The sequence below is a fragment of the Gemelliphila asaccharolytica genome (genome assembly GCF_001553005.1).
In the GTDB taxonomy this organism is placed as follows: domain Bacteria; phylum Bacillota; class Bacilli; order Staphylococcales; family Gemellaceae; genus Gemelliphila; species Gemelliphila asaccharolytica.
Genome location: NZ_KQ959885.1, coordinates 1 through 11,650, shown reverse-complemented (window position 1 = coordinate 11,650; position 11,650 = coordinate 1). Strand labels below are relative to the sequence as shown.

General features: G+C 27.1%; 13 protein-coding genes and 1 riboswitch. Of the genes, 4 read left to right on the top strand and 9 right to left on the bottom strand.

The window, feature by feature from the left end; all coding sequences use genetic code 11:
- Positions 1 to 421: 421 nt before the first annotated feature.
- A riboswitch (TPP riboswitch) is annotated at positions 422 to 508 on the top strand.
- A 151-nt stretch (positions 509 to 659) separates the two neighbouring features.
- From HMPREF1871_RS03880 to thiM, 4 genes are read left to right on the top strand one after another with little or no spacing between them, the layout of a single operon-like run.
- The gene (locus tag HMPREF1871_RS03880; protein WP_066130266.1) at positions 660 to 1,226 is read left to right on the top strand and encodes an ECF transporter S component; all 567 of its coding nucleotides are present in this window, start codon (positions 660 to 662) and stop codon (positions 1,224 to 1,226) included.
- Positions 1,216 to 2,637 (top strand): ATP-binding cassette domain-containing protein, encoded by a 1,422-nt coding sequence (locus tag HMPREF1871_RS03875; RefSeq protein WP_066130264.1) that lies wholly within the window; start codon positions 1,216 to 1,218, stop codon positions 2,635 to 2,637. The genes HMPREF1871_RS03880 and HMPREF1871_RS03875 overlap by 11 nt, the downstream gene beginning before the upstream one ends.
- Positions 2,621 to 3,328 (top strand): energy-coupling factor transporter transmembrane component T family protein, encoded by a 708-nt coding sequence (locus tag HMPREF1871_RS03870; protein WP_066130262.1) that lies wholly within the window; start codon positions 2,621 to 2,623, stop codon positions 3,326 to 3,328. Before HMPREF1871_RS03875 ends, HMPREF1871_RS03870 begins: the two co-directional genes overlap by 17 nt.
- Before the next feature lie 47 nt (positions 3,329 to 3,375).
- Positions 3,376 to 4,215, top strand: a complete 840-nt coding sequence (gene thiM / locus HMPREF1871_RS03865) for a hydroxyethylthiazole kinase (protein ID WP_066130260.1) — start codon at positions 3,376 to 3,378, stop codon at positions 4,213 to 4,215.
- A 114-nt stretch (positions 4,216 to 4,329) separates the two neighbouring features.
- Here thiM and tenA read toward each other — a convergent pair whose 3' ends face one another.
- From tenA to HMPREF1871_RS03820, 9 genes are all read right to left on the bottom strand, one after another.
- Positions 4,330 to 5,007, bottom strand: a complete 678-nt coding sequence (gene tenA / locus HMPREF1871_RS03860) for a thiaminase II (RefSeq protein WP_066130255.1) — start codon at positions 5,005 to 5,007, stop codon at positions 4,330 to 4,332.
- The gene (gene thiD, locus HMPREF1871_RS03855; protein ID WP_066130253.1) at positions 4,998 to 5,813 is read right to left on the bottom strand and encodes a bifunctional hydroxymethylpyrimidine kinase/phosphomethylpyrimidine kinase; all 816 of its coding nucleotides are present in this window, start codon (positions 5,811 to 5,813) and stop codon (positions 4,998 to 5,000) included. Before thiD ends, tenA begins: the two co-directional genes overlap by 10 nt.
- 13 nt (positions 5,814 to 5,826) lie before the next feature.
- Positions 5,827 to 6,471 carry an HAD family hydrolase gene (locus HMPREF1871_RS03850; RefSeq protein ID WP_066130252.1) on the bottom strand — a complete coding sequence of 215 codons (645 nt, stop codon included), beginning with the start codon at positions 6,469 to 6,471 and terminating at the stop codon, positions 5,827 to 5,829.
- Positions 6,468 to 7,103: a thiamine phosphate synthase gene (thiE, locus tag HMPREF1871_RS03845; RefSeq protein WP_066130251.1), complete on the bottom strand. Its 636-nt coding sequence runs from the start codon at positions 7,101 to 7,103 to the stop codon at positions 6,468 to 6,470. Before thiE ends, HMPREF1871_RS03850 begins: the two co-directional genes overlap by 4 nt.
- Before the next feature lie 153 nt (positions 7,104 to 7,256).
- A complete protein-coding gene (locus HMPREF1871_RS03840; protein WP_066130250.1) occupies positions 7,257 to 7,832 on the bottom strand; it encodes a TVP38/TMEM64 family protein in 576 nt (191 codons plus the stop codon).
- A 2-nt stretch (positions 7,833 to 7,834) separates the two neighbouring features.
- Complete coding sequence (locus tag HMPREF1871_RS03835; RefSeq protein WP_066130248.1) at positions 7,835 to 9,343, bottom strand: TIGR04282 family arsenosugar biosynthesis glycosyltransferase; 1,509 nt, start codon at positions 9,341 to 9,343, stop codon at positions 7,835 to 7,837.
- Positions 9,344 to 9,401: 58 nt separating this feature from the next.
- Positions 9,402 to 10,121 carry a rhodanese-like domain-containing protein gene (locus HMPREF1871_RS03830; RefSeq protein WP_066130246.1) on the bottom strand — a complete coding sequence of 240 codons (720 nt, stop codon included), beginning with the start codon at positions 10,119 to 10,121 and terminating at the stop codon, positions 9,402 to 9,404.
- 232 nt (positions 10,122 to 10,353) lie between these two features.
- Positions 10,354 to 11,094 carry a class I SAM-dependent methyltransferase gene (locus tag HMPREF1871_RS03825; protein WP_066130244.1) on the bottom strand — a complete coding sequence of 247 codons (741 nt, stop codon included), beginning with the start codon at positions 11,092 to 11,094 and terminating at the stop codon, positions 10,354 to 10,356.
- Positions 11,087 to 11,425 (bottom strand): cupin domain-containing protein, encoded by a 339-nt coding sequence (locus HMPREF1871_RS03820; protein ID WP_066130242.1) that lies wholly within the window; start codon positions 11,423 to 11,425, stop codon positions 11,087 to 11,089. Before HMPREF1871_RS03820 ends, HMPREF1871_RS03825 begins: the two co-directional genes overlap by 8 nt.
- Positions 11,426 to 11,650 lie beyond the last annotated feature (225 nt).

Sequence of the window (11,650 nt, the reverse complement as noted above, 5' to 3'; positions counted from 1 at the left end):
TTTTAGGTCTAACTTTTGGGGGTCAGTTCACGAACTCATAGCTTTTTTTATTACCTTTGTTCTTCATTTTTTGAAGCTAATACAATCCTGCTATTAAAATCCTAATTTCATTTTCTTTTCAATCGAGCTGATAAATGCGTTTTACCGAAGTAACATTCACCACTTCCCCCTGCTTTACACTTTTCCAAGGATATTTCTTCTTTTAAAAAAATAAAAGGAATAAATATTTAAACTTAGAAAATATACTAAAATATCTAAAAAAAAATTCAAGATGTTCCTATAAATATTTTACCTACCTATTTCTAACATTCTAACTAATTAATTACAAAAATTTCAAATTATATAAAACGTTTTAAAAAAAATTAAAAATAAAGACAAAATATTTTACACACTTTATATTTTTATGTTAGTATAAAAATGAAAATGAGATTCGGGGTGCCACTGGCTGAGATTATACCCGTTGAACCTGAACAACAGAAGTTGCGTAGGAAAATCTAATTAAAGAACTTTTAGTAGCTATATTTTTATAATTTTAATAAGAATAATAAAAAATAAACAAGAAAAAGGCTCTTTCCCTTGAATACTCATTCGGAAAGGAGGCTTTTTTATTTTATAAAAAATTTGAGAATGATTAAAAATATTAATTAGGAGGTTTTATCATGAAAAAATCATTGTCAACTAAAGATTATGTATTTGTAGGATTAATATCAGTTATTTTTGGAATTATCTATTTTGGGACAACTCTTAGTGGTACTGCTATAACTGCCCTTTTAACTCCATTTGGATATGGAATGGTGGGTTATGAATTTTGTTATGGAATTTGGTATATGGCGGCAATAGTTGCACTTCATTTAATTAGACGACCTATGGTTGGGATTATAACAGAAGTAATAGCTGCAGTAATAGAAGTTCTTCTTGGTAGTACATTTGGACCTATGGTTTTTGTTACAGGAATTATTCAAGGTGTTTGTGCAGAAGCACCATACGCATTAAAAGGATACAAAGATTATAGCTACAAAACTTCACTAACAGCAGCAGTGCTTTGTGCTATAGTGACTTTCATATGGTCTGGAGTGCGTCACCATTACTGGACAATGGATCTTAAAATTTTAGTTTTACTTTTTGTAATAAGACTTATTAGTGCTTTGATTTTCACAGGTATCGTTGCAAAATTTGTATGTGATAAACTTTTCCGTGCTGGAGTAGTTTATAAAGATGAAGAATAATATACTAACAATCAAAAATCTATCTTTTCAAAGAAGAAAAAAAGATATTTTGAAAAATGTAAACCTGAATTTAAAAAAGGGCGAAATTGTTCTGCTTTGTGGAGCTAGTGGTTGCGGGAAAAGTACTTTAGCTGGAATATTAAGTGGATATTATCCCCTTCATGGAGGAAAATGCAAATATGATAAAATAGCATTTGAAAATGAAAATCTAAACAATTTTAATAAAAAAGAAAGACTCGAAAAAATAGCAGTATCCTTTCAAAATGCTAGACTTTCCTTTTGTATGAACACTTTAAGAGAAGAATTAACTTTTATTCTAGAAAATTTGGAGGAAAATCCGAAATATATTCCTAAAATAATAGAAAGCCATGCCGAAATTCATCACTTAGAAACATTTTTAGACAAACCTTTTGATACAATGTCTGGTGGAGAATTGCAAAAAGCTTCTTTTTGTTCTATCGACATAATAAACCCAAAACTCTATGTTCTAGATGAGCCTTTTGCCAATTTAGATGTTAATAATATTTTAAAATTACAAAATCTAATTAAAAAAAAGCTATCTGAAGGGAAAACCTTTTTAATAATAGACCATAGAATTGACCTTTGGAACTTTGCAGATCGTCTTTGTCTTTTAGGTGAAAATGGAGAAATATTAACAGATAATTTATCAGTAAATGAAAAAAATAATCTTCTTATTGAAGAAGGAATTATTTTAGAAAATATGAAAAAACCTAAAAAATATAAAGGGTCAGATATTATATTAGAAGCTAAAAATTTAACTATAAAAGTAGGAGAAGAAAAAACGGGGCAAAAAACTCTTTTAGAAAATGTTTCTTTCAACTTTAAAAAAGGACAACTCATTGCCCTAACTGGAGAAAGCGGATGTGGGAAAAGTACTTTGTTTTCTGCCATATTAAAACAAATATCTTACACCGGGGAAATTATTTTCAATAACAAAAATATAAAAAAATATAAAAAATTTGAACTTTTTAAAAATTTAGGATTAGTTTTTCAAGATCCTTCTCTTCAGCTTATTACAACAAAAGTTATAGATGAAATTTCTATCGGAAATAAAAATAATAAAAAAAAGGGAGAAATTTTTTTAAAAAATTATAATTTATATAATAAAAAAGATTTTTCCCCTTGGACATTAAGTCAAGGAGAACAACGTAGATTAGCAGTTATCTGTCTTTTAGTACATGGAGAAAAACTTTTACTAATAGATGAACCAACATTTGGTCAGGATTTTAAAAATGCTAATAAGATAATGTGGCAGTTAAAAGACTTATGTAACAAAGGCTTAACCTGTTGTTTTACCAGCCATGACAGTAGACTTGTTGATATATATGCAGATGAGAAATTAAAAATAGAAAATAAGAAAGTGAGGATAATTGATGATAGATCATTTTAATCCCAGTTTAAAAACTTTTTCTTTTATGATAACATCAGTTATTATAGGCTTTTTTGAAAATTGGCACCTTAACTTGATTATGTGTATATTTGGACTGGGCTGTTTAATCACTTCAAAAAGAGTAACAATAAAATCATTAATTTTTCCTCTTATACCTTTGATTATACTAGCACTAAGCTTTTTTGTAGCAGGATACAAATTTTATAATGAAAGCTTAATATCTAACAGAGTAGTTATGATTGGTGGACATTTAACTGGAGCGTTAGAAAATGGATTAATACTAAGTAGTAGGCTTTTTGCATATGGATTGATTGGACTTGCTTATAGTTTAACTAATAACCGTTTAGAATTAATTACAAGTTTTATTCAGCAATGTAAAATGTCCCCTAAACTAGCTTATGGAATCCTTGCGGCATTACACCTTTTGCCAAATTTAAAAAAAGATTATAATAAAATAAGATTAAATTATCAAATAAGAGGATTAAAGGTTTCTTATCTTTCTTCTAAACCGCTGTTTACTTTACTGATTAGAACAATTAATTGGTCAGAATATGTTTCAAGAGCTATGGAAGCAAAGGGACTTAATGAAACAAGAACTAGCTATTTAGTTATGAAAGTTACTCTTTTTGATACTATTTTAGCAATATCTCTACCTTTAATAACTCTTATACTAGGAATAATGAAAATTTGATACTATAATATAAATTAAGATGATATTTTTCAATTTAAGGAGAAACTATGAATAAAGAAGATATAAAAAAAGAAATAATAACCGCAATTAAAAAAGTAAAAAAAGAAAATCCTATGGCACCATCTATTACTAACACAGTTACCATAAATTTTGTTGCAAATACACAACTTGCAGCTGGAGGTTCTGCAGCAATGGTTTACTTGCCTGACGAGGGAGAAACTGTAGCTACTATAGCAAATGCAGTTTATATTAACGTAGGAACACTTTTCCCTATATATGAAAAAACTCTTCCAAGAACTGCTAAAAAACTACAAGAATTAGGAAAAAATTGGGTATTAGATCCTGTTGCTGTAGGTATCGGAGAATTAAGAGGAAAATTATTAAGTGACTTCAAAGAAAATAGACCACCTATTATTAGAGGGAATGCTTCTGAAATTATAGCTTTAGCTAACCTTTGGAATCTTTTAGAAAATCAAGAAAAATCTAAAGTTAGAGGTGTTGACTCAACAGAAACTGTTTCTGAAGCTAAACGTGCTGCGATAGCTATTTGTAAATATACAAAAGGTGCTGTTAGTGTATCTGGTGAGGTGGATTTAATTACTGATGGTAATTATCTTGCTTACTCTCATGGAGGAAGCAAACTATTTAGCAAAATAACTGGAGCAGGGTGTGCTCTTGGAGGTTTAAGTGCTGTTTATGCTTGCTGTGCATCTCCATTTATAGCTGCACTTTCTGCCTGTCAAGCTTTCAATTTTTCTGGAAGTAATGCAGAAAAAATAGCAAAAGGTCCCGCTTCTTTCCAAACTGCATTTTTAGATGTGCTTTACTCAGCTACTGCAGAAGAAATAGCTAATAATAATTTTGATTTTGAAAAAATAGAAAACTAATTTCTTAGTTACAAAGAACATTTTAAAAAACACTTCTTAAATTAAAGTAACCTTGAAGTTAAAAATAATATAACTTTTTGTAGGTAAATTAAAATTTAAGAAGTGTTTCTTTTTTTAAAATATCTTATTTTCCTTTTCTTGATAATTCCATGAGAAATTCCAAAAATAAAGTTCATATTTTGAGCAATTAACAAATATTTCTTTTAGATGGTCTTTTTTTTCTTTAGAACTGTTTTCTGCTAATTTATTTATTATGTTTATAAGTTCTTTATTATTTTGTGAGTATTCATCACTACTATAACCTTCTACCCATTCACAAAATGTCGAGTGTTGCAAAATACTTGGATTATTTTTTAGTATATTTTTCCCAATTTTTTCATAACTTAATGCACAGGCTAAAATAGCAACTAGAATGCTAAGTTCATCTTCTTCATAGGCTATCCTTAACATATAAGAAGTATAAGAAAGGTTGTCTAATTCTCTAGGAGAGGAAAAATCTTTCTTTGTTATGTTCAATTTGTTCATATATGTTCTATGAATTTCTAGTTCTTCTCTATTTATAGCATTTAGATAATTTATAAATATATTATTAGTTATTTTTGACTTTGATTTTCCTACACCTAAAGCAAATACTTTTATATACTCTTCTAAATACAAATAGTCTTGAATTATATAATGACGAAATTTTTCTTTTTTTAAAGTTCCTTTTTCTATTCCTTGTACAAAGGGGTGTTTATAGTATTCTTCCCAGATTTTTTCACTTTCTTTTAAGAGATAGTCTGTTAGTAACATTGTTTACTCTCCTTTTTCCATTTTTCTTTCACATCAAAAGCGTGGTTCATAGGTCCTGCTCCTTGTCCTAAGTCTAGGTTATAGGATAGTGCTCCTTCAATATATTTTTTTGCTCGTTTTATTGAAGTTACTAGATTAAATCCTTTGGCTAAATTAGCTGCTATGGCACTTGATAAGGTACAACCAGTTCCGTGTGTGTTTTTGTTTTCTATTCTTTTCCCATAAAACCAGTAATGCTTTCCGCCACAATATAGCAGGTCATCTGCATCATTTATGCTGTGTCCTCCTTTTACTAAAACTGCACAGTTATATTCTTTTGATATTTTTTCCCCTGCTATAAGCATAGTTTTTTTATCATTAATTTTTATTTTTGATAATACTTCTGCTTCAAAAATATTTGGTGTTATAAGTTTTGCTAATGGAAATAATTTTTCTCTTAAAGTTTTTATCGAATCTTCTTCCAAAAGATTAGATCCTGAGGTTGCTATCATTACTGGATCTACTACTATATTTTTTGCTTTATATTGTTTTAATTTTGTAGCTATTGCTTCTATTATTTCAGAATTTGACACCATTCCTATTTTTATAGAGTCTGGAACAATGTCACAAAATACTGCATCTAGCTGTTTTTCTACAAATTCTTTTGGTACGTTTAAAATTCCTGTCACTCCCATTGTATTTTGAGAAGTGAGTGCCGTTATTACACTCATTGCAAAAACATGATTTAGAGTCATGGTTTTTATGTCTGCTTGAATTCCTGCTCCTCCACTAGAGTCTGACCCTGCAATTGTTAATGATGTATACATATTTGATTCTCCCTTATTTTAAATTTATATTTCCCATGAAATTTTCAAGATAATAATCACTAATCATTTTTAATTCTCTTTTTTTATTTTCGTATTTATCGTAAATTCCACATACTAAAAAGCCTGAATCTTTTGCTGTTTTTGAAGCAAAATATGAATCTTCAAAAATAAGTGTTGTTTCTTTTTTTGTTTTTAATTTTTCCATTGCTTTATAATAAATTAAAGGATTGTCTTTCCCTTTTCCTACTATATTGCAAGTTATTATATCTAAAAAATAGATGTCTAATTTATTTCTTTTTAGTGCTTTTTCTATTAAAAATTTATCTGTGGCTGTTGCTATTATCATCTTTATTTTAAGGTTTTTTAATTTTTCTAAAAATTCTGCTGCCCCTTTTTTAGGTTCTATTTTTTCACTATAAGCTGTTTTTATTTGCTCATTTATTTCATTTATAATTTGCTTCTTTGTTTTGTTTAGATTATATTTTTTATTAAAATATTCTGCTGATTGCTCCAAACTCATGTTTTTTATTTTTCTATTTAAATTTTTTTCTGGATTTTTTCCTTGTGATTTTAAATAAATACTTCCTACTTCTTCCCATATTCCCATAGAGTCATATAAGGTACCATCAAAATCAAAAATTGCTCCTTCTATTTTCATTTGCTTACCACTTTTATACTTAATTCTTTTAATTTTTGACAGTCTTGTTTTATATCTTTAGATGCAAATATAGCTGAAACCAGTGCTACTCCTGCTATTTTGCTTCCCTTTAATTTTAATATGTTTTCTTTTGTTATTCCTCCTATTGCTACTACTGGGATTGTTACTGATTGGCATATTTTTTTTAAAATTTCTATTGATAAATTTTCAGCGTCTTTCTTAGTTCCTGTTGGAAAAACTGCTCCAACTCCTATATAGTCAGCTCCGTCTTTTTCTGCTTTTATAGCTTGTTTTATAGTTTGTGCTGATACTCCTAATATTTTGTTTTTTCCTATTATTTTTCTTACTTCTTTAGCGTCCTTGTCGTCTTGACCTACGTGCACTCCATCTGCGTCCACTTTCATTGCTACATCGACATTGTCATTAATTATAAATGGTACTTTATATTCTTTAGCTAATGCTTTTATTTCTTTAGCTTCTTTTAGAAATTCTTCTTCTGATAAATTTTTTTCTCTAAGTTGTAAGAATGTTACTCCGCCTTTTAGAGATAATTCTATTTGCTCTTTTAAGCTTTGTTTATTAGCCCATCTTCTGTCTGTTACTGCATATAGTAATAAGTTTTCTTTTTTCATATTTATCTCCTTTTTTAAAAAAGCTAAGTTAATAGATAACTTAGCTTTAAAAATATTTTATTTAGTTGCTTTTATTATCTGTATCAGATAAAGAATGTTTGTTTTTTCTTTTTAATTATATCGTTTTCTTTGGTACGAGGCAAGAATTTTGTTTTATAATTTTTTATTGCATTTTTCATCTTTTTTTTCTATCATTTTTGATATTTTTATTGAACCTAAAGTCAATAGTATTACTAAAAGGGCTGAAAATAAAAATTCTTTACTGTAAATATTTGTTACATTTGCTCCAAAATTTAAAAATACTATGGTTCCTGGTATTATCCCAAAAATACTTGCTAACATATATTTTAATAGGCTTATATTAGTTAGTCCAAATCCATAATTTATTAAGTTATAAGGTACAAGTGGTATTAGTCTGAGGACAACTAAACTTATCATTAGTTTGTCATCACTTACATTAAATATTTTCTCTGCTTGTTTTGGTTTTAACTTTTTTTTTAATAGCTTTTTTGCATATTCTCTTCCATATTTTCTTGATATTATAAACATTAAATAACAGTTTATTATAGCTCCTATAAATGTTAGTATGCTTCCATTTACAAATCCAAAAACTACTCCTCCTACAAGGGCTAATATCGGAACTGGAAAGAAGAAAATTGGTAGGATTGCAAACATTAAAATAAAAATTATGGGAGCTAACATTCCAAAACTTTTTATAAATTCTTCCATTTTTATTCCTCTTTGAAATATTTTTGTATATTTTTTAAAAATTCAATATCTAAGTATGATTTTATTTTATTAAATATAAAGTTATCAACTAAGATTTTTTCTTTTTCTTGGTATTCTTTATATGCCATACCGCTCCAACTAATTCCTCTTAAACAGTTGAAAGTGAAGTATTTAAGAAATTTTTGATAATTGTAATTATTGTATTTTTCATATTCTTTTAAAAAGTCTAATATCTCTTTTTTTGTTAAAATTTTTTCTGTTCTAAAAAATGTTGTGGTTGGAACTAGGAAATGTGCAAGGTCTTGTTCACATTCTCCTAATATGGGTTTTTCCCAATCTATTATGTAACTTTTTTCTTTACTTTCTCCTATTATAAAGTTAGTATTATTTAGTTCTGTATTTATTAGACATACTTTTTCTATTTTTTCTTTTTTATTAAGCTGTTTTTTACATTTTTCTAAGAAAAATTTTATATATTCGCTTACTTTTAAATCTCTTTTTTCCCAATTTAGATAGATGTTTGCCATGTTCAAACATTCTTCATACATCATTAGAAAGGGATTTTCTGCTATTATTAAATTATTTTTATCTGGTATTTTTGTTGTATGAATTTTGCCAAGTAAATAGGCTGCTGCTTCCATGTCTTTATTATAGTCTAATACTCTTCCTTCTAGATACTGCATTGTTAAATATCCATAAGGTAGTATTTTATTTTTTTGTGAAAATTCATAGACTTTGGGGGTGACTGTACTTTTTTCTAAAATTTTTAATGCTTCATATTCATATTGTATTTGATTTTTCAAGTTCATTTGGCTTTTTATATTGACTCTTAATACTCTTTTTTCTTTTTTTTCATCTTCATATAAAAAGTTTATATTGTATTCTCCCTTTCCTAGTAGTTTTATTTTATTATAACCTGTTTCATATGCTAAAATATCTTCTTTAGTGTCTATGTCAAGTGCTTTTTCTCCTATAGAATAGGTTAAACCTATTTTCTTTATTTTTTCTATTGTTTTTTCAAAAACATTTTCTTTTCCATATTTTTCTAATTCAAATATTTCTTTTATCGGTTTTTTCATTCCTACTAAATAGTATCCACCATCAAATGTCGGATTTATTACAATATCATTTTTATCTAATTTTTCAAATGCTTCTTTTATTTTATTGTTTATATTTTCTGCTATATCGCTTCCTATTAAAATTATTTTACATGGTTTATTTGTTTGATATACATCTAAAAATGCATTATACATTTTTTCTCCTAAATTATTTCCCTTTTGATAATAAAATGTATTTGTTTTTAAAATTTCTGACATAAATTTATCATCTTTTTTTTCTCCATTATGAAAAATTTTGATGTCTATATTTAAGGAGAGTAAATTTTTATAAATATTTTGTAATAATTTTATTTGTATTTCTGCTGCTTGCTTTCTTGTTACGAAGTCAAATAAGCGTGTTTTTGTCTTTCCACTATAGGGAACTCTTGTAAAGAGAATACATATTTTTTTCACATTTTACTCCTTTTATATAATAAAAAAAGAGGGCAAAGCCCCCTGTTTACTTTAATAATTAAAATTTATATTGATGTTCTTTTGTTCCGTCTAAAACATTTGTTACATTTGTGTATCCAAGTTCTGTTGCTTTTTTAGCTATTACTGCAGAGCGATTTCCACTGTAGCAATATGTATATATTTTAGCGTCTTTTTCTTTTGGTAATACTTCTGCTAATTTATCTAATTCTTTAGCATTTACAAGGACTGCATCTTTTATATGTTTTTCATCGTAATCTTTTTTATCTCTTGCATCAAATAGATAAACTTTTTCTGTTGAGTCAATTACTTTTTGGAAGTCTGCTGCTAAAATGTTGTTATATTTTACTAAATCATATGTAAATTCTTTTACCCCTTTAGCATTGCTTACATTTTTAAATCCTGCTTTGATTAATTGTTCAGCAGCTTTTTGTGATTTTTTACCTGTGTTACAGTATGTAACTACTTCTTTTTCTTTCCATGCAGATATTTTTTCTATATTTTCTGATATTTTTTCTAATGGAATATTTACAGCGTGTTTTACATGACCTTCTTTATATTCTTCAGGTGTACGAACATCAATTACTAAGTATTTTTCTTTTTCTTTATCGTCTTTTTCTATACCTGCTAATTTATCTCCTTCCATTACTTTTACAGCTGGTGCTTTAGATTCTTCTTTTTTTTCTCCTCCTGAACATCCTGCTAATGTGAAAGTAAGTGCTGTTGCACATAGTACTGCATATAATTTTTTAAGTTTCATTTCATTTCTCCTCAATATTATTATATTACAATCTCCTTTTTTATTATATTATATTTAATATTTTATATCAATATAAATTGGTGAAATTGAAATAATTAAAAATTTATTAGTTTTTTTTGAAAAATTTTTATAAATTTTTAAATAATATTTTGTATAAATATATAGCTAAACATACCAAAAAAACTCATACTTTTTTAATTTAGTATGAGTTTTAAAAGTTATTTTACTTTTATTAATTTTTTTTGCTAACTATGGCTATATATGCTATGTCGTTTTTTAATTTCATAAATGTTTTTCTCATAGCTATAAATTGAGGTCTATTTTCTTTTTTTAAACCATTTTTTATTATTCTTAATGTTCCAACAATTCCTTCATCTTTTATCATTCCAGATGGAGTCATTAAGGTTAGTTTATCACTTATACTGTCAATTACGTTTAGTCCGTTGTAAGAAAATATATTAAACCATTTTTCTTTTGTTAGGGGACTTACACTGACATTTATTGCATTTGAAAGTATTTTTATTGCTTTTTCTTCATTATTTATGATACATACATCATGAGTTAGCAATAAGCCATTTGGTTTTAGTACTCTATAATATTCTTTTATTACCTTTTCTTTTACGTTGTTAGGTAACATTGTTAGCATAGCTTCATTTATTATATAATCAAAACTTTCATCTTCAAATGGTAATTTAGCTGCGTTAGCTTTTGTAAATTCTACATTTTTTAATCCCCTTTGGACTGCTTCTTCTATCATCCTAGAATCTAAATCAACACCATAGAATTTTGTACTTGGATATTTTTTAGAAAGTATTTCTAGATTTACTCCGTTGTTACAAGCAACTTCTAGTATTTTTTGATTTTCCCTTATTTGCATGTGGTTTAAAAGAAAATCTGTTGCCTCTTTTCCTCCTGGTCGCAATCTTTTTTTCCCCAATCTTCTCAAAAATACATGTCCCATTACTTTACTCATATTTAAATACCACCGTTAAAATCATTTTAAATTTTTCTTTTGCATATAAACTATGAGCAAGACCTGCTTGCATAACTATGCTTTCTCCTTTTTGTAGTATATGCTCTTTTCCATCTATTGTTATTAAAGCTTTCCCATCTATAATTTGTACTATTGCATCTCCTTTTGATTTATGAGTTGCTATTTCTTGATTTTTGTCAAATGAAAATATTGTTATTGATTTTTGTTTGTCTTGTATTATAGTTTTAGATACTATTTGATTTTCTAAATATTCTACTTCTTTAGTAAAGTCAAAAGCTTTATTCTTTTCTATATTTTTTATTATTTCCATTGTTTACTCCTTTTTTGTATTTATTATCTTTTTATATTATACAACAGAAGATATTAATTTTAAAAAATTATGCCTCACTATTAGGGATTTTTTTTAAAAAATTTTTTGCTAGTTATTAAAAATTATTTCTTGTGTAATAAAAAAGAGTTCTTTTAAGAACTCTTTATATTTCTATTTAACCCATGCTCCGTTAATGTCGACATAGTAGCCGTCTGGTGTGGCCTC

What these genes read in the sequence shown, in the direction of transcription:
- HMPREF1871_RS03880 (WP_066130266.1), top strand. Translation starts at nt 660, where the DNA reads ATGAAAAAATCATTGTCAACTAAAGATTATGTATTTGTAGGATTAATA.
- HMPREF1871_RS03830 (WP_066130246.1), bottom strand. Translation starts at nt 10,121, where the DNA reads ATGAAACTTAAAAAATTATATGCAGTACTATGTGCAACAGCACTTACT.
- HMPREF1871_RS03820 (WP_066130242.1), bottom strand. Translation starts at nt 11,425, where the DNA reads ATGGAAATAATAAAAAATATAGAAAAGAATAAAGCTTTTGACTTTACT.
- thiM (WP_066130260.1), top strand. Translation starts at nt 3,376, where the DNA reads ATGAATAAAGAAGATATAAAAAAAGAAATAATAACCGCAATTAAAAAA.
- thiE (WP_066130251.1), bottom strand. Translation starts at nt 7,103, where the DNA reads ATGAAAAAAGAAAACTTATTACTATATGCAGTAACAGACAGAAGATGG.
- HMPREF1871_RS03875 (WP_066130264.1), top strand. Translation starts at nt 1,216, where the DNA reads ATGAAGAATAATATACTAACAATCAAAAATCTATCTTTTCAAAGAAGA.
- thiD (WP_066130253.1), bottom strand. Translation starts at nt 5,813, where the DNA reads ATGTATACATCATTAACAATTGCAGGGTCAGACTCTAGTGGAGGAGCA.
- HMPREF1871_RS03840 (WP_066130250.1), bottom strand. Translation starts at nt 7,832, where the DNA reads ATGGAAGAATTTATAAAAAGTTTTGGAATGTTAGCTCCCATAATTTTT.
- tenA (WP_066130255.1), bottom strand. Translation starts at nt 5,007, where the DNA reads ATGTTACTAACAGACTATCTCTTAAAAGAAAGTGAAAAAATCTGGGAA.
- HMPREF1871_RS03850 (WP_066130252.1), bottom strand. Translation starts at nt 6,471, where the DNA reads ATGAAAATAGAAGGAGCAATTTTTGATTTTGATGGTACCTTATATGAC.
- HMPREF1871_RS03870 (WP_066130262.1), top strand. Translation starts at nt 2,621, where the DNA reads ATGATAGATCATTTTAATCCCAGTTTAAAAACTTTTTCTTTTATGATA.
- HMPREF1871_RS03825 (WP_066130244.1), bottom strand. Translation starts at nt 11,094, where the DNA reads ATGAGTAAAGTAATGGGACATGTATTTTTGAGAAGATTGGGGAAAAAA.